We start from the raw sequence: 17,367 nt of genomic DNA on the forward strand, positions 1-17,367 counted from the left end.
ACGTCCCCTCGCCTCTAGAAGATCCCCTGGGTGCCGCTGGCGGTCAGCGGCGGCTGCGGGGCGATGGTGAGCCCGGCGAGTTCGTCGGGTCGCAGCTCGGGCAGGCGGGTGGCGGCGTCGAGGAAGCGGTCCTGCTCCTCGGCGGGGAGAACCCCGTCGGCGAGGCGGCGGAACTTGGCGATGTACTCGTCGCGCGTGAAGGGGCGCGCGCCGAGCGGGTGGGCGTCGGCGACGGCGATCTCGTCCGTCAGCGTGGTCCCGTCCGCCAGTTCGACGACGACGCGCGCGCCGAACGCCTTCTCGGCCGGGTCGGTGGAGTGGTAGCGCCGGGTCCACTCCTTGTCCTCGACCGTGGTGATCTTCTGCCAGAGATCGACGGTGTCGGGCCGGGCGGCCCGGTCCGGCGCGTAGGAGCGCTCGTGGTGCCAGTCACCGTCCTGCAGGGCGACGGCGAAGATGTAGGGGACCGAGTGGTCGAGGGTCTCCCGGCTGGCTGTCGGGTCGTACTTCTGCGGGTCGCCGGCGCCGGAGCCGATCACGTGGTGGGTGTGGTGGCTGGTGTGCAGGACGATCGCGCTGACCCGGCCGAAGTCGCCGATGCGGGGGCCGAGGCGGCGGGCCAGGTCGATCAGTGCCTGGCTCTGGTACTCGGCCGAGTGTTCCTTCGTGTACGTCTCCAGGATGCCGCGCTTGGCCTCGCCCGCCGCGGGCAGTGCGACCGCGTAACGGGCTTCGGGCCCGCTGAGCAGCCAGGCGATGAACCCGTCCTCGCCCTCGTAGGCGGGCGAGGGGGCACCCTCGCCGCGCATCGTCCGGTCGACGGCCTCCACGGCCAGCTTCCCGGCGAAGGCGGGGGCGTAGGCCTTCCAGCTGGAGATGGTGCCCTTGCGGGACTGCCGGGTGGTCGTCGTGGTGTGCAGCGCCTGCCCGACCGCCTGGTAGATGGTCTCGGTCGGCAGCCCGAGCAGGGTGCCGATGCCGGCCGCCGCGGACGGGCCGAGATGCGCGATGTGGTCGATCTTGTGCTCGTGCAGGCAGATCCCCCGGACCAGGGCGACCTGGATCTCGTAGCCGGTGGCGATCCCGCGCACGAGCGCGTGGCCGTCCAGGCCGAGGTGCTGGGCCACGGCCAGCACCGGCGGGATGTTGTCGCCGGGATGGGAGTAGTCCGCGGCCAGGTAGGTGTCGTGGAAGTCCAGCTCGCGCACGGCCACGCCGTTCGCCCAGGCCGCCCACTCGGGGGAGACGCGGGTGTCCGCCGCCAGGCCGAAGACCGTCGCCCCGTCGCGGCCGGGGGCGGGGATGTGCCGCAGCGCCTGGTCCCGGGCGGCGACCACTGGCCGCCGCGCCAGCGAGGCGGCGGCGACCCCCGCGTTGTCGATGACCCGGTTGATCACCATGTCGGTCACCTCGGCCTCGACGCCGACCGGGTCGGCGGCCACCGCCGCGATCTTCCACGCGAGCTGGTCCTCCCGCGCGAGTCGCTCCGCGCTGCGGTGCACACGGACCTTGTGGTCGATCATGCGCTGATACCTTCTTCCAAGTAGTCGGTTGATCCTGGGTAGGGGTGGAAGCCACGCCCTGACTTCCTGCCGAGCAGGCCCGCGTCGACCATGCGCAGCAGCAGCGGAGGTGGCGCGTACTGGGCGTCGCGCAGCTCCGCGTACATCGACTCCGCTATCGCCGCCAGGATGTCCAGGCCGATGAGGTCCGCCAGTGCCAGCGGGCCCATGGGGTGGGCGCAGCCCAGGGTCATCGCCGCGTCGACGTCCTGAGGCTCGGCGAAGCCGGACTCGACCATTCGGATCGCGGCCAGCAGATAGGGAACCAGCAGGGAGTTCACCACGAATCCGATGCGGTCGGTCGAGCGGATCACCCGCTTGCCCAGCACGCGGACGGTGAACGACTCCACCCGGTCGCGTACGACCGAGCTGGTGAGCAGTGACGTGGCCACCTCGACGAGGGGCATGACCGGTGCCGGGTTGAAGAAGTGCAGGCCGAGAACATGAGACGCGCGGCTCGTCGCGGTTCCCAGCTTCATGATCGGAATCGAGGACGTGGTCGAGGCGAGGACTGCCACGGGGTCGCTCACGACCTTGTCGAGGGCCGCGAAGATCTCCCTCTTCAGCATCTCGTTCTCGCTGACGGCCTCGATGACGAGCTGCCGGTCGGCCATCTCACCGAGGTCGGTGGTGAAACGCAGCCGCCACGCCGCCCGGTCCCGCTCCTGCCGCGAGATCCGGCCGCGGTGCACGGCGCGCTCCATCGACGCCAGGATCCGCCGCCGGCCTGCCGCCGCGGCCTGCGCGGTCTCCTCGCACACGAGTACGTCGAGGTCGGACCGGACACAGACCTCGGCGATGCCGGCGCCCATCTGCCCGGCGCCCACGACACCTACTCGACTGATCTCTGTCATCTCGTTGTCCTGCCTGTGATCGCTGAATGCGTCGCCGAAGCCGGCGCGGTCCCGTGCCGGCCGGGGAGCGGGTGATCCCACGCCGTCCGCGGTCGTGCCCGGGGCCGGGTGCTTTCCGCTGCCAGGAACTCCCGGTAGCCGGCGGGAGTGAAGAAGTCCGGGAGGTCGTCACCGAGCGCGGTGCGAGTCAGTAGCGTCACCGCATCCGACAGCCGGTTGCCGGCGCCCAGCTCCAGGGCCAGTGCCCGGTGTTCCTGCGCGACGAGCCGTTCGACAAGCCCCCGGGTGACGGGACGGCCGTCGTCGAGCAGGGCGACGAGGTGAATCCACTGCCAGAGCTGGCAGCGGGCGACCTCGGCCGTGGCCGTGTCCGCCGTGACACCGCCGACTGCCACGGTGCCGGAGCCCCGCAGCCAGGCGTCCAGGTAGCACAGCACGACCCGAACGTTGTCGCGGATCCCGCGCTCGGTGACCCGACCTCCCGGAACGGACAGATCGAGTAGATCACGGGCAGTGACCTGGCGGCCGGGGTCGGCGGAGGCTGCGAATGCCGACATCTCGCCGAACGCCTGTGCGCCGCGCCGGTGGCAGGTGCGCACCAGCAGTTCGCCGTAGGCCCGGAGGAAGGGCACGGCCATCGTCATCTGGGACCGGTCCGGCAGCAGAGAACCACGGTCGCGGTCGCCGAGATTCTTGATGATGCTGAAGAGATAGTCCCGGCGCCCGACCTTCAGACCGACGCAGTGTTCCCGGAGTTCGAAAAGAATTTCCTCCATCTCGAACGCGGCGGTGATTGTCTCTATGAGCACGGTGGCGCGGATCGTGCCGTAGGGAAGGCCGAGCAGGTCCTGGGCGAAACGGAAAACCTCGTCCCACAGACGCGCCTCGTGGTGGTTCTCCAGCTTTGGCAGGTGAAAGTATGGGCCGGCACCCACCGCCGCCAGCCGACGGCCGTTGTGGAAGAGGTGGAGACCGACGTCGACGAGGGCTGCCGCCGCGGGTCGGCCTCCGACCCGGAGGTGAGCCTCGTTGAGATGCCAGCCGCGCGGCCGTACCACGATCGTCGCCGGGCCCGGCTCGGCTCGGCCGGAGAGAGCGTCGCGCACCGCCAGCTGGCCGTTCACGATGTTGGCCCAGGTAGGTGACGTGGCGTCCTCGAAGTCAACCATCTTGGCGTCGTGATCGTGTGGAACGGGCCCTGGGCCAGCGACCCGCCAGGAGGGGTCCTCGCGGATGTGCCGGGTCTCGGGCCGAAAGCCCAGTTCCTCGACGCCGGTCGTGAGCAGCCGGCACCGCGCCTCGCGGGCGACGAGCAGGCCGCGCCGCCGGCCCGCGAACGCCGCGTCGAGCCAGGCGACGAAGTCCAGCGCCTCAGGGGTCAGGAGCTCGGCCTGCCGGGGGCCGGCCAGGCCGGTGACCTCGACGACCGGCTCATCATGGCCGCTCATGTCAGCGGCCGCCCTCGGGCCGGTGTGCCGCGGTCGTGTAGGTGGCACGCTCCGGCTTCGCGATCCCGGTCATTTCCACTCCGATCGTCGGCACATCTCCGGACACCCCCGTAATGAATCCGGCGGTAGAACAGGCCCGGAAATGTGGGGGACGTCACCGGCCCCGGTTTTCGGGGGAACTTCCGGCGCCGTTTCCGTGTGGTGAGACGACTCTGCCATGAGCCGTGAATTCAGGTCCAGCCGGGCGAAGATGCGAAGGGATGTAATCTTCGGGGCAGATTCTGCGAAGGTTGCGAAGGTTCACGTTGTCGGGCCACACAGCGAAGCGGGCCCAGCCTCGTGGAGGCTGGGCCCGCTCGCGGGTGTCAGTGCAGACGGCGCTCTGGGCTCACTCGTCGCGGAAGACCGGCCTGCGCTTCTCGGTGAAGGCGGCCATGCCTTCCTTCTGGTCGGCGGTGGCGAAGGTCGAGTGGAAGACCCGACGTTCGAACAGCACGCCCTCCGCGAGGGAGGTCTCGAAGGCCCGGTTGACCGCCTCCTTCACCATCATCGCCGCCGGAGTGGACATACCCGCGATTTTCTCGGCGGCGTCGAGGGCATCGTCGAGCAGGCTGTCGGCGGGCACGATGCGGGAGACCAGCCCGGCCGACTCGGCCTCCACGGCGCCCATCGTCCGGCCGGTCAGGCACAGGTCCATCGCCTTGGCCTTGCCGACGGCCCTGGTCAGGCGCTGTGAGCCACCCATGCCGGGCATGACGCCCAGGGTGATCTCCGGCTGGCCGAACTTCGCGGTGTCGGCGGCGAGGAGGATGTCGCACATCATCGCCAGCTCGCAGCCGCCGCCCAGCGCGTAGCCGGCGACCGCGGCGATCAGCGGGGTGCGCACGCGGGTGAGCGCGTCCCACCCGGCGAACCAGTCGCTGGCGAGGACGTCGCTGAACGACTGGTGCTGCATCTCCTTGATGTCGGCGCCGGCGGCGAACGCCTTCGCCGAGCCGGTGAGCACGATGGCGCCTACCGAGCGGTCGCGGTCGAGCGCGGTGGCGGCGGTGGTCACCTCGTGCATGACCTGGAGGTTGAGGGCGTTCAGTGCCTTCGGTCGGTTGAGGGTGATCAGCCCGACGCCGGGCCGCGGCCGGCTGACGATGATCGTCTCGTAGCTGGTGCCGGGGGAGGCGTCCGTACCGGTACTGGCGCCGGTGGCCGCGGGAGCGACGAGGTCCGGAGCTGTCATGAGGCCTCCTCGGACGTGCGGGGCGCCAGTGTGCCGGCGCTGATCCCGGTGATGACGGCAGAGAAGTCGCGGCCCGGCCCGTCCTGCTCGACGAACGCCGTGTACAGGTCGGCGGCGTGCGCGCCGAGGGCGAGCTCGACCCCGGTGGCCTGGGCGGCGTCCCGGGCCAGACCGAGGTCCTTGAGCATCAGGCCAGCGGCGAATCCGCCCTGGTAGTCCCGGTTGGCGGGGCTGGTCGGTACGGGGCCGGGCACAGGGCAGTTGGTCGTCAGCGCCCAGCACTGCCCGGAGGAGACCGACGCGACGTCGAACAGGGCGTCCGCCGAGAGCCCGAGCCGCTCCCCGAGCACGAAGGCCTCGCTTACCGCGAGCATCGAGATGCCCAGAATCAGGTTGTTGCAGATCTTTGCCGCCTGGCCGGCGCCGGACACCCCGCAGTGGACGACCCGGCGCCCCATGGCGTTCAGCAACGGTGTGGCGGCGGTGAAGGCGTCGTCGTCCGCGCCGACCATGAAGGTCAGTGTCGCGGCCTGGGCGCCGACCACACCGCCGGAGACCGGGGCGTCGCAGGTGTGATGCCCGGCCTCGGCCGCGAGGACGGCCGCGGCCCGGGCTTCCGCGACGTCGATGGTCGAGCAGTCGACGAACAGCGACCCGGTTCGGGCGTGCGGAAGAACGTCGGTGTAGCAGGCGAGGACGTGGCGCCCGCTGGGCAGCATGGTGATGACGACGTCCGCCGTGGCGACCGCGTCGGCGGCGGTCGCCGCGACGTCGAGGCCGGCTGCGCGGGCCGCCTCGGCCGCGGCTGGCACGGGGTCGAAACCGACGACGCGATACCCGGCCTTCGCCAGGTTGGCGGCCATCGGGCCACCCATGTTCCCCAGGCCGAGGAAGGCAACCGAGCTGGTCATCCGTCTTCCCTTTCCGCGGGTGCTTCCCGTTCTTCCGCTGGACTCAGGTCACCGGCCGGCGGCACGGCGAAGAACGCGGCGACGAGGTCGTCGTCGACGTCGGCCAGGGTGGGGGGATCCCACCGGGGTGAGCGGTCCTTGTCGATGATCTGGGCCCGGATGCCCTCGCCCAGGTCGTGCGAGCGCAGCCCGGCACTGGAGATGCGGAACTCCGCGACAAGCGCGGCCCACAGGTCGGGGAGGTCCGCGGCGGCGCGCAGGGCGCGCAGCGTGACCTTGAGTGCCGTGGGTGACTTCGTCTCGATCTCGTCGGCCGCCGCGGCCGCGGCCGGGTCGCCGTGTTCGCGCAACCGGGCGATGATCGCTTCGACGGTCGGCGCGCTGTAGCAGGCGTCGACCCAGTCCGCCGCCTCGGCCAGCCCGCCCGCCAGCCCGCCGGCCGGGGGGGTGAACGCGAACTCCTCGACGATCTTCGTCGGGTTGCTGGCATCCGCCGCCCCGACTAGGGCCGCGATCAGGTCGGGGAGCCGGTCGCCGGGCACGAGGTGGTCCGCGAGACCCGCGTGCAGGACGTCCGCCCCGGACATCTGGGTGGTCGTCAGCGCGACATGGGTGCCCGACTCGCCGGGCATGCGGGAGAGCAGCCGGGTGCCGCCGACATCCGGCACGAAGCCGATGCCGACCTCGGGCATCCCCAGCCGGGTGCGATCCGTCGCGATCCGGACGTTGCCATGCGCGGAGATCCCGACGCCGCCGCCCATGACGAGGCCGTCCATGATGACGACGTAGGGCTTCGGGTAGGTGCTGATCCGCGCGTTGAGGCGGTACTCGTCGGCCCAGAAGTCCAGCGACCCGGTGCCACCGGAGCGTGCGTCGTGGTAGATCGAGCGGATGTCGCCGCCCGCGCACAGCCCGCGGTGGCCGGCGCCGTCGACGAGAACGGCGTCCACCCGGTCGTCGTGCTCCCAGTCGCGCAGCGCGGCGTCCATCGCGCGGACCATGTCGTGGTTGAGCGCGTTGATGGTCTTCGGGCGGTTGAGGGTGAGGCGGCCGACCCGCCCCTCGACGGATCGCAGGACCTCAGGCTCCTGGGGAGGCCCGGGAGCCGCCGTCATCGGACCGCATCCAGCATCGCGCGGGAGACGATGACGCGCATGATCTCGTTCGTCCCCTCAAGGATCTGGTGCACCCGCAGGTCGCGCACGATCTTCTCCAGTCCGTACTCGCTGAGGTATCCGTAGCCGCCGTGCAGCTGGAGGGCCTGGTTGGCCACCTCGAAACCGGTGTCGGTGGCGAAGCGCTTCGCCATGGCGCACAGTCGCGTGGCCTCCGGCAGGCGTGCGTCGAGGGCCTCGGCCGCGTGCCGGAGCAGGGTACGGGCCGCCTCCAGCTCGGTGCCCATGTCCGCGAGACGGAAGCGTAGCGCCTGGGCGTCCGAGAGCGGGGCGCCAAACGCCTCCCGGCTGCGCAGATGGTCCAGCGTCCGGGCGAGCGCGATCGAGGCCCCGCCGAGCGAGCAGGCGGCGATGTTCAGCCGCCCGCCGTCGAGCGCGGCCATCGCGATGCGGAAGCCGTCACCCTCGGCACCGAGCAGGTTCGCCGCCGGGACCCGCACCCCGTCGAGGACGACCTGGCGCGTCGGTTGCGCGTTCCAGCCCATCTTCGCCTCGTTCGGGCCGAACGAGAGGCCGGGACTGTCCCCGCCGACGACGAAGGCGCTGATGCCGCGGGACCCGGGTTCGCCGGTGCGGGCGAAGACCACGTAGACCGCGGCCACGCCCGCACCGGAGATGAACTGCTTCACCCCGTCGAGGACGTAGTGGTCACCGTCGCGGCGGGCGCGGGTGGTCAGAGCCGCCGCGTCCGAGCCGGCGCCCGGCTCGGTCAGGCAGTAGCTGGCGAGGTGCTCCATCGAGCACAGGTCCGGCAGCAGGCGCCGCCGCTGCTCGTCGTTGCCGAACCGGTCGATCACCCAGGCGACCATGTTGTGGATGGAGATGTAGGCGGCGATGGTCGGGCAGCCGGTGGCGAGCGCCTCGAAGATGACGGTCGCGTCGATGCGGTGCAGCCCCGAGCCGCCCACCTCCTCGCCGACACAGATCCCGCCCATGCCGATCTTCCCGGCGTCGCGCAGCGTCTCGACGGGGAAGTACTTCGCCTGGTCCCAGGCGACGGCGTAGGGAGCGAGCTTCTCCGCGGCGAAGTCGGCGGCCGTCTCGTACAACGCGCGCTGGTCGTCGGTGAACGTCATGGCCAGGCCGTCACTTCATGGTCGGGATGACGAAGCTCGCGTCCTCCCGGGCCCCGCCGGGCCAGCGCGACGTCACGGTCTTGGTCTTCGTGTAGAAACGCACCGCGTCGGGGCCGTGCTGGTTCAGGTCGCCGAAGCCGGAGCGCTTCCAGCCACCGAAGGTGTGGTAGGCGATCGGCACCGGGATCGGCACGTTCACCCCGACCATGCCGGTGTTCACCCGGCTGGTGAAGTCGCGGGCGGTGTCACCGTCCCGGGTGAAGATCGCGACGCCGTTGCCGTACTGGTGCTCGCTGGGCAGACGCAGCGCGGACTCGTAGTCGGCGGCCCGCACCACGGACAGCACCGGGCCGAAGATCTCCTCCTGGTAGATCCGCATCGCCGGCGTGACGTGGTCGAACAGGGTGGCACCGAGGAAGAACCCGTTCTCGTAACCGTTGACCACGTGGCCTCGGCCATCGACCAGCAGCTGCGCGCCCTCGTCGACACCGATCTGGATGTAGTCGCGCACCCGCGCCACCGCGGCCGCAGTGACCAGCGGGCCGAAGTCGGCGTTCTCGTCGTGGGAGGGCCCGATCCGCAGCGTGCGGACCCGCTCCACCAGTTTCTCCGTCAGCGCCTGTGCGGTGGCCTCACCCACCGGCACCGCGACCGAGATCGCCATGCACCGTTCCCCGGCGGACCCGTACCCGGCCCCGACGAGTGCCTCGGTCACCAGGTCGAGGTCCGCGTCCGGCATGACGATCATGTGGTTCTTGGCGCCGCCGAAGCACTGCGCGCGCTTGCCGTGCTGCGCCGCGGTCACGTAGATGTACTCGGCGATGTCGGACGAGCCGACGAAGCCGACGGCCCGCACCCGCGGGTCGGTGAGCAGCGCGTCGACCGCCTCCTTGTCGCCGTTGACGACGTTGAATACGCCCGGCGGCAGGCCGGCCTCGAGGAAGAGCTCCGCGAGGCGCAGCGGGACGGACGGGTCACGCTCGGAGGGCTTGAGAATGAACGTGTTGCCGCAGGCGATGGCGGGCGCGGCCTTCCACAGCGGGATCATCGCCGGGAAGTTGAACGGGGTGATCCCGGCGACCACGCCGAGCGGCTGGCGCAACGAGTAGACGTCGATGCCGGTGCCGGCGGACGGAGAGAACTCGCCCTTGAGCAGGTGCGGAATACCGATCGCGAACTCGACGACCTCCAACCCGCGCTCGATGTCGCCGCGTGCGTCCGGCACGGTCTTGCCGTGCTCGGAGGACAGCAGTCGGGCCAGGTCGTCCAGCTCGGCGCGGACCAGGTCGACGAACCGCATCAGGACCCGGGCGCGGCGCTGCGGGTTCCACGCCGCCCATTCGGGCTGGACGGCGGCCGCGGTGGCGATCGCCTGCGCGACCTCGTCGGCCGAGGCGAGGGGAACCCGGGCGGCGACCTCCCCGGTGTTCGGGTCGAACACGTCCCCGTAGCGGCCCGACGTGCCGGCGACGGGCTTGCCGTCGATGTGGTGCGAAAGCTCTCGTGCCATCCCTGTGTCCCATCCCAGCTAGTGGCGTGATCCAGTGCCGTGCGGGCGAACGGTCTGATCGTCAGGGTCCGATCCGCGGCGGCCGTCGACGCAGGCCAACTGATATCACAGATACTAGGGCTTCGTATAGTAGGGCGTCCAACGATGCCCGCCGTGTGCATGCTGGTGGCAGGTCGCCCCGTTGACCTTTCGTGGTCATCGCGACGCGAAATGTGAGTCGAGGGGGAGGACCCCCCTTTTCGGCCGTAGCTGTCACTCTGTGCTCCCGCATTGACACCGGGCGAGGGGACTCCTTTACCTTGCGTCCTGGCTGGGGGTTGACCCGACTTGCCGGACAGCGTCTAATCATTTCCACATCTGATATATCAATGTGGAGGGCTTGTGCCGACAGGACGGGACGACCAGCTCACCCTCGTCGCCTTCATGCAGGCGTCGAACGTGTCGGTGTACTCGGGGTCGTGGCGCTACCCGAGCTCGATGCCCGACTTCCTCGATCTGCGCTACTACCAGCGGATCGCGCGGGTGCTCGAGGAGGGCACCTTCGACCTGATGTTCTTCGACGACCGGCTCGCGATGCCGTCGATCTACGGCTCCTCGCCGGCCGAGGCCGTCCGCTACGGCGCCCGTCCGATCAAGATGGACCTGACCGCCGTGCTCGGCGCTGCCGCGGCGGCGACCACCCACCTGGGCCTGGGCGCGACCTACTCCACGACCTACTACCCGCCGTTCCACGTCGCGCGGACCTTCGCGACCCTGGACCACCTCAGCGGGGGCCGTGCCGCCTGGAACGTCGTCACCTCGGTCAACGACTCCGAGGCCCGCAACTTCGGTGTCGACCAGCATCTCGGCCACGACGAACGTTACGACCGCGCCGAGGAGTTCATCGAGGTCGTCACCAAGCTGTGGGACTCCTGGGAGGACGACTGGCTGGTGATGGACCGCGAGGCCGGCATCTTCGCCGACCCGGAGAAGGTCCACACGCTCGACCACCAGGGCAAGTACTTCTCCGTCCAGGGCCCGCTCACCGTGCCTCGCCCGCCGCAGGGCCGGCCGCCGATCATCCAGGCCGGGCAGTCGGGCCGCGGCCAGCGTTTCGCCGCACGCTGGGCCGACCTGATCTTCACGGCGGATCCCAGCCAGGCCATCGCCGCCGAGCACTACCGGGGCCAGAAGGAGCTCATCACGGCCGAGGGCCGGTCGGCTGACGCCGTCCGCCTGCTGCCGATGGCGTACGTGATCGTCGGCGAGACCGAGACGATCGCGCGGGAGAAGGAGGACATCTTCCTCAACCAGCTCGTACACCCGATGGCCTCGCTGACGCTGCTCTCCGAGCTCACCAACCACGACTTCTCCGGCTACGGGCTGGACGACGAGGTGACCGACGAGCTGATCAACTCCGTCTCCGGCATCCGCGGGCTCGTCCAGGGCGTGAAGAAGCACCTCGGGGACGGGCCGATGACCCTGCGGACCCTGGCCAGCCACCGCGCGACGCTGCTGCAGGGGCCGCGGTTCGTCGGCACCGGGCCGCAGGTCGCCGACCAGATGCAGGAGTGGTTCGAGAGCCGCTCGTGCGACGGGTTCGTCATCGCCGCCACCCACTTCCCCGGTGCGTTCGAGGACTTCGTCCGCCTGGTGGTGCCGGAGCTGCGCCGCCGCGGCCTGTTCCGGACCCACTACACCGGTTCGACCCTGCGCGAGAACCTGGGCCTGGCCCGTCCCGCGAGCAGCTTCACGAAGCCGGCTTCCGCCACGAACCATGTCTGAGCCCGCGTCCCAGGAACAGCCCGCGTCCCAGGAGCAGCCGGCGTCCGAGGAGCAGCCGACGTCCCACATGCTGTCGGGTCTGCGGATCCTCGACATGGCATCGCTCGCGGCCGCGCCGCTGGTGGCGACCTATCTCGGCGAGCTCGGCGCGGACGTCGTCAAGCTGGAGCAGCCCCAGGGCGGCGACCCGATCCGCGGCTGGGGGGCGCAGAAGGACGGCATCGGGCTGATGTGGAAGAGCGTCAGCCGCAACAAACGCTCCGTCACCGTCGACCTGCGGCAGCCCGAGGGCCAGGACCTGGCCCGGCGGCTGGCCGCGACCTGCGACGTGGTCATCAGCAACACCCGGCCGCACACCCTGCGCCGCTGGGGCCTCGACTACGACCGGTTGCGCGCGATCGACCCCAGGATCGTGATGCTGCACGTGACGGGCTTCGGGCTGAGCGGGCCCAAGGCCAGCCGGCCCGGCTTCGGCACGCTCGGCGAGGCGATGAGCGGCTTCGCGCACGTCACCGGCCCGGCCGACGGGCCGCCGACCCTCCCGCCGTTCATGCTCGCGGACGGTGTCGCCTCGCTCAACGCCGCCTACGCGGTGATGACGGCGCTGTACCACCGCGACGTCCACGGGGCACCGGGCCAGCTGATCGACGTCAATCTGATCGACCCGCTGGTCCGCCTGCTGGAGCAGTACGTGCTCACCTACGACCAGCTCGGCGTCGTCGGGCAGCGGGCCGGCAACCGCTGGGACATCTCGGCGCCCCGCAACACCTACCAGACCAAGGACGATCGCTGGCTGGCGATGTCCGGCAGCGCGCCCACCGTGGCGCTGCGGGTCTTCCGGGCGATCGGCCGGCCGGACCTCGCCGAGGATCCCGACTTCGCCGACCCGGTGCGCCGGCTCGCCCGCGCACGCGAGGTCGACGAGGTCGTCGCCGAGTGGATAGCCGGCCAGACCCTGGACGAGGCGATGGCTGTCTTCGAACGCGACGAGATCGCCGCGGCACCGGTCTACGACGTCGCGGCCCTGCTCGAGGACGACCAGATCCGGGCCCGCGAGGTCTTCCGGCGCATCCCTGACGCCGACCTCGGGTCGATGCTGGTGCAGGCCCCGGTGCCCCGCTTCTCCGGCCAGCCGGGCCTGGTGAACGGCCTGGGCCCGCGGCTGGGCGAGCACACCACCGAAGTCCTCGGGGAGCTCCTCGGCCTCTCCGCGACCGAGGTGGACGACCTGCGCTCCCGCGGGGTGGTCTGACATGGCGGCCACGGTGACGCCCGGATCGCGCGGACCGCTGCTGCGGCGGTCCGAGCTCGCGACACCGGCGACGAACGACCGGATGTTCCCCAGGGCTGCCGAGTCCGACGCCGACCTCGTGTTCCTTGACCTGGAGGACGCCGTCGCCCCGGCCTTCCGGGAGGAGGCCCGGGGCAAGGCCGTCCGGGCGCTCAACGATCTCGACTGGGGGTCGACGGCCCGGGCGGTCCGGATCAACGGCATCAGCACCCGCTGGGCCTACGGCGACATCATCGAGATCGTCACCGGTGCCCGCGAGAACGTCGACACGCTGATCGTCCCGAAGGTCACCGCCGCCCGCGACGTGTGGTGGGTCGACACGCTCCTCACCCAGCTGGAGGAGACGATCGGGCTGGCACGCCAGGTCCGGCTGGAGGTGCTGATCGAGGACGTCGCGGGGCTGGCCCATGCGGAGGAGATAGCGCTGGCCAGCCCGCGGCTCGACGCGCTCATCTTCGGCGCCGGCGATCTGTCGGTCTCGCAGCACGCCCGGGTCGACACCAACTTCCAGCCGCGCGACCCCTACCCCGGCGACTTCTGGCACTCGGCCCGGCTGCAGATCCTCACTGCGGCGCGTATCGGCGGCCTTCGGGCCATCGACGCGCCGTTCCCGGACTACAAGGACGGCGCCGGGTACGAACGGGACGCCCGGTGGGCCGCCGCACTCGGGTTCGACGGCAAGTGGGCGATCCACCCGTCCCAGATCGACATCGCCAACGAGGTGTTCGCCCCGAGCGGCGAGGACGTCGCCCGCGCCCGCCGCAACCTGGATGCGTACCGGGAGGCCGAGGCCCGCGGCCTCGGGGCGACCGGCGTCGACGGGCAGCTGGTCGACGCGGCGCACGTCAAGCTCGCCGAGAAGGTGCTCGCCCAGGCTGGCGAGATCGAGCAGCGGACCGGACGGGCGGTCGGGTAGCACCGCCTGGTCGGGTGGCTGCCGCGGCCGCACTGGCCGGCCGGTTGCTCAGCCGGCCGTGCCGGTGCCCGGCGCGGGCTCGGCGTCGCCCTCCTGAGCACCGAACATCCGGGCGACAAGCAGCTGGCCGGCGTTGACCACGTGCTCCTCCGACACCCGGCGAGCGCGGGCGACGTTGCGGGCGGCGAGCGCGTCGACGATGTCGTCGTGCTCGCGCAGCGCGCAGCCCGCCTGCTCGGGGACCAGGTCGAAGAAGGACCACGGCACGATCCGCCCGGTCTGGCGGATCAGGGCGATCAGTCGGACGGAGTCGCTGGCCCGGTTGATCGCCCGGTGGAACGAGAAGTTCGCCGCCTTCGGGTCCACGCCGTCGTCGACCGCGTGCCGGACGTCGCCCGCCAGCCGGCGGACGTCGTCGAGCTGGGCCGGGGAGATCCGCTGCGCCGCCCAGGCAGCGGCCGCGCCCGAGAGCATCGCGATGAGGGCGAAGTTGTCCTCCACGTCGCGCCGGCGCAGGCCAACTACGGTGACCCCGCTGCGGGGCGCGATGCGGACCAGCCCTTCGTGCTGCAGTGCCAGGCAGGCCTCGCGGATCGGCGTACGGCTGGTGCCCAGGCGGTCGGCCGTGCCGTCGAGGTCGATGCGTGCCCCCGGGCCCAGCCGGCCCGTCATGATCTCATCGCGCAGCACGTCGGCGACCCGGTCGCGCGCGGTCGTACCAAGCCGGAGCCGGCGAACGCCCGAACCGGTGGCAACGGTGTCAGTGTCGGGTGCCGTGCTGGACGGCAGCTGCCGGCTGCTCTCAGCCCGGCTGCCCTCGGCTGATGCGCCGAGGGGAATACGTCCAGATGCTGACACGCCACTCAGCGTATATCAGAAGATGGCGGCGTCGCACAGGTGCGAGATGCGTCGTTGTTCCTGGAGCGACGTCCTCCGGTCGCGGCGGATTGCGCTCCATGCCGGACTGATCAGATCAGGTCGCGTCGCCGATCAGATGGAAGCGGCGCCGGAAGTACACCGCGGGCTGGTCATCACCGAGGCGGGTCCGCACGACGCGGCCGACCAGGATCGAATGGTCGCCTGCCGGGTGCACTGCGTGGGCCGCGCAGTCGAACGTCACGCACGCCTCGTCCAGAACAGGCAGGCCCCGCTCGTCGGAGCGGAAGCCCGCGTCGGCGAACTTGTCCGCGCCGCGGGTGGCGAAGCGGACAGCGAGATCGGCGTGCCCCGGGGGTACCACGTGCACGATGAACCGCTCGGCCTGCTCGAACGCGGAATGGCATTGCGCCGTCGCGGCGAGGCACACGAGCACCAGTGGTGGATCCATGGAGACCGAGCAGAACGAGCTCGCTGTGAAACCCCACCAACGACCGGTGTCGTCGGCGGTGGTGACGATCGTGACCCCGCTGGGAAAGGAGGCCATCGCGTCGCGGAACAGCCGGGAGTCGTCACCCTGCACGACAGTCATGAAACGGACCGGCGGGACGCCAGAGCTGTCATGACTCTCCGTCGGCGCATGGGGCCCACCTTTCGTCTGCCCATCGCCGCATCACCCGAAGGCGTTTCCGGGTCGTTGCGCGGCGAAGCGGGATGCGACCGTGATGTGTTTTCTTGCCAGATGACGTGATGTCGTCCGATAACTACTGTGGCACTCTGATATATCAGATGTCAACGTTGCGTTCGTCGCTCGGGCGGATCCGGGCAGAGCTGAGCTCGGGCAGGCCGCAGGCGGACCTTGACGGCGGAGCTCGACGCGGCGGAACTCGGGGAGTGGCGAAGCTCAGCGCGGCAGAACCGGGTACGGGATGTAGGTACTGCGGTCCTCGGTGACGGCGAGGTCGTGGCCGAGGCGGGGGAAGGCGCGCTGCGCGCAGTCGTCGCGGTCGCACACCCGGCACCCCGCGCCGATCGGTGTCGCCGCGGCCGGGTCATCGAGATCGAGCCCGGTCGCATAGACGAGACGGTGCGCGTGCCGGATCTCGCAGCCGAGGCCGATCGCGAACATCTTGCCGGGCGCGCCCCACCGACCGCGGCCGCGGGTGACCGTCCGCGCGATCCACAGGTAGCGACGGCCGTCGGGCATGGCTGCCACCTGGCGGTGCACCGTCCCTGGGGAGGAGAAGGCCAGGTAGACGGTCCACAGCGGACACGTGCCGCCGCCGCGTGAGAAGTGGAACCCGGTCGCGGACTGCCGTTTCGACATGTTGCCGGCACGGTCGACCCGGACGAACGAGAACGGGACCCCGGGCGCGGTGGGCCGCTGCAGGGTGCTGAGCCGGTGCGCTGCTGTCTCGAAGCCCACCGCGAAGTGGTCGGCGAGCCGCTCGACGTCGTAACGGAACGCCTCCGCCGCCCGGTGGAACTCGCCGTAGGGGAGGATCAGTGCCGCCGCGAAGTAGTTGGCCAGCCCGATGCGGGTGAGCGCGCGTGCCCCGGGGTGCGCGGGGCGGGCCAGTTCGTCGAGAAGCTCGCCGTGTTCCAGGAGCGCGAGCTGGGTCGCCATCCGGAACGCCTGCTGGCCGGCGCGCAGATGCCCGGCCAGGCGGAGGGTCTGCTCCGCGGGGTCGTAGCGGTGCAGCTCGGACGGCGCCGCTGAGCCGGAGCCGGAGCCGGGGTCGCGTTCCGGGACGGGGCTGTCGTCAAGCCGCGCGAGCCGGACGCCGTGCGCGTCGCGCAGCCGGTCGACAAGCGCCCGGCGGACCTCGCCACGCCGCACCCCGATCTCGGCCGCCAGGCTCTCAGCCCGCTCCTCCAGCTCTGCGACGTGGTTGTGCCGCTGGTAGAAGAAGTCCCGCACCTCCTCGTGGGGCAGGAGAGTGAGATCCCCGGTAGACCCGTCCGCTGACAGCCGGTCACCGTCATGCCCGCTGGCGTCGATGGATACGCGGCCGGCGGAGCCGCCGGCTGCCGGCTGGTGCTGGGAGGCCCTGCGGTAGCGCCGGTAGAGCGCGATGACGGCCTCCGCCGCTCCGGGTGTGTCGCGGGCCATCAGCTCCAGCTCGGTCGCCGGGACAGCGAGGTCGGGCGTGACCTCGGCGAACACCTCGTGCAGCTCGGCAATGAGGCGGGCGGGGTCCTGGGCGGCGAAGAACCCCGGATCCACACCGAAGGTTTCGGTGATCCGCAGCAGGACGGAGACGGTCAGCGGCCGCGACCCGTGTTCGATCTGGTTCAGGTAGCTCGGTGAGATGGCGAGCACCCGGGCAAGCTCCGCCTGGCTCAGCGACCGCCCCTCGCGCAGGCGGCGCAACCGGGCGCCCGCGACAGCCTTGTCCACACCTGCAAGCCTAATCAGGCTTGCAGAAGTCAGGGCGTGCTGCTGTCGGGACACAACATGTGGGCTACTTGCACAGATGTGATTCACACATGTAGCGTCTGCGCCGCAGCTGGTTCGGCTGGCCAGAAGCGCTGGTCAGCCGTCGCAAGAGGGAACCCGGTGCGAGTCCGGGGCTGCCCCGCAGCGGTGAGTGGGAACGACCGCCGTCATCAGCACTGGGAGCGTGCTCCCGGGAAGCGACGGCCAGTAGGTCCGCCGGAGACGGCGGGTGCCCGCGAGTCCGAAGACCTGCCAGCGCGCCGCGCGTACCCACGCGCGGCGGTCCGACGGTCTCGAGGGGAGACCGGGA

Annotated in this window: 14 protein-coding genes and 1 riboswitch; of the genes, 3 read left to right on the forward strand and 11 right to left on the reverse strand. The window is 70.9% G+C overall.

The features are described 5' to 3' along the window. Window positions 1–14 precede the first annotated feature (14 nt). The 8 genes from AB1460_RS09340 to AB1460_RS09375 form a co-directional block, all read right to left on the reverse strand. Window positions 15–1,523 carry an MmgE/PrpD family protein gene (locus AB1460_RS09340; RefSeq protein ID WP_368960356.1) on the reverse strand — a complete coding sequence of 503 codons (1,509 nt, stop codon included), beginning with the start codon at window positions 1,521–1,523 and terminating at the stop codon, window positions 15–17. Then, complete coding sequence (locus AB1460_RS09345) at window positions 1,520–2,416, reverse strand: 3-hydroxybutyryl-CoA dehydrogenase (protein ID WP_368960358.1); 897 nt, start codon at window positions 2,414–2,416, stop codon at window positions 1,520–1,522. Before AB1460_RS09345 ends, AB1460_RS09340 begins: the two co-directional genes overlap by 4 nt. Next, window positions 2,413–3,864: a malate synthase gene (locus AB1460_RS09350; protein WP_368960360.1), complete on the reverse strand. Its 1,452-nt coding sequence runs from the start codon at window positions 3,862–3,864 to the stop codon at window positions 2,413–2,415. Before AB1460_RS09350 ends, AB1460_RS09345 begins: the two co-directional genes overlap by 4 nt. A gap of 388 nt (window positions 3,865–4,252) precedes the next feature. Continuing rightward, window positions 4,253–5,098 carry an enoyl-CoA hydratase gene (locus tag AB1460_RS09355; protein ID WP_368960362.1) on the reverse strand — a complete coding sequence of 282 codons (846 nt, stop codon included), beginning with the start codon at window positions 5,096–5,098 and terminating at the stop codon, window positions 4,253–4,255. Continuing rightward, complete coding sequence (mmsB, locus tag AB1460_RS09360) at window positions 5,095–6,009, reverse strand: 3-hydroxyisobutyrate dehydrogenase (RefSeq protein ID WP_368960364.1); 915 nt, start codon at window positions 6,007–6,009, stop codon at window positions 5,095–5,097. Before mmsB ends, AB1460_RS09355 begins: the two co-directional genes overlap by 4 nt. Further along, the gene (locus AB1460_RS09365) at window positions 6,006–7,124 is read right to left on the reverse strand and encodes an enoyl-CoA hydratase/isomerase family protein (RefSeq protein WP_368960366.1); all 1,119 of its coding nucleotides are present in this window, start codon (window positions 7,122–7,124) and stop codon (window positions 6,006–6,008) included. Before AB1460_RS09365 ends, mmsB begins: the two co-directional genes overlap by 4 nt. After that, window positions 7,121–8,260, reverse strand: a complete 1,140-nt coding sequence (locus AB1460_RS09370) for an acyl-CoA dehydrogenase family protein (RefSeq protein WP_368960368.1) — start codon at window positions 8,258–8,260, stop codon at window positions 7,121–7,123. The genes AB1460_RS09365 and AB1460_RS09370 overlap by 4 nt, the downstream gene beginning before the upstream one ends. A 10-nt stretch (window positions 8,261–8,270) precedes the next feature. Next, entirely contained in the window at window positions 8,271–9,770 is a 1,500-nt protein-coding gene (locus AB1460_RS09375; protein WP_368960369.1) for a CoA-acylating methylmalonate-semialdehyde dehydrogenase, read from the reverse strand. A 423-nt stretch (window positions 9,771–10,193) separates the two neighbouring features. Between AB1460_RS09375 and AB1460_RS09380 the strand changes: the two genes are divergently transcribed. The 3 genes from AB1460_RS09380 to AB1460_RS09390 all read left to right on the forward strand — a co-directional run bounded on the left by AB1460_RS09380 (window position 10,194) and on the right by AB1460_RS09390 (window position 13,741). Further along, the gene (locus AB1460_RS09380; protein WP_420497227.1) at window positions 10,194–11,534 is read left to right on the forward strand and encodes an LLM class flavin-dependent oxidoreductase; all 1,341 of its coding nucleotides are present in this window, start codon (window positions 10,194–10,196) and stop codon (window positions 11,532–11,534) included. Window positions 11,535–11,601: 67 nt separating this feature from the next. Further along, entirely contained in the window at window positions 11,602–12,786 is a 1,185-nt protein-coding gene (locus AB1460_RS09385) for a CaiB/BaiF CoA transferase family protein (protein ID WP_368960406.1), read from the forward strand. Window position 12,787: 1 nt separating this feature from the next. After that, on the forward strand, window positions 12,788–13,741 hold the full coding sequence (locus tag AB1460_RS09390; RefSeq protein ID WP_368960373.1) for an HpcH/HpaI aldolase/citrate lyase family protein: 954 nt from the start codon (window positions 12,788–12,790) through the stop codon (window positions 13,739–13,741). 48 nt (window positions 13,742–13,789) lie between these two features. Here the strand turns inward: AB1460_RS09390 and AB1460_RS09395 are convergent, their stop codons facing one another. The 3 genes from AB1460_RS09395 to AB1460_RS09405 form a co-directional block, all read right to left on the reverse strand. Further along, window positions 13,790–14,599, reverse strand: a complete 810-nt coding sequence (locus AB1460_RS09395) for a GntR family transcriptional regulator (protein ID WP_368960375.1) — start codon at window positions 14,597–14,599, stop codon at window positions 13,790–13,792. A 115-nt stretch (window positions 14,600–14,714) separates the two neighbouring features. Then, complete coding sequence (locus AB1460_RS09400; protein ID WP_368960376.1) at window positions 14,715–15,209, reverse strand: flavin reductase family protein; 495 nt, start codon at window positions 15,207–15,209, stop codon at window positions 14,715–14,717. 312 nt (window positions 15,210–15,521) lie between these two features. Then, window positions 15,522–17,018 carry a short-chain fatty acyl-CoA regulator family protein gene (locus AB1460_RS09405; RefSeq protein ID WP_368960377.1) on the reverse strand — a complete coding sequence of 499 codons (1,497 nt, stop codon included), beginning with the start codon at window positions 17,016–17,018 and terminating at the stop codon, window positions 15,522–15,524. 93 nt (window positions 17,019–17,111) lie between these two features. Continuing rightward, a riboswitch (cobalamin riboswitch) is annotated at window positions 17,112–17,329 on the forward strand. Window positions 17,330–17,367: the final 38 nt, after the last annotated feature.

This window comes from Parafrankia sp. FMc2 (genome assembly GCF_041008525.1).
In the GTDB taxonomy this organism is placed as follows: domain Bacteria; phylum Actinomycetota; class Actinomycetes; order Frankiales; family Frankiaceae; genus Parafrankia.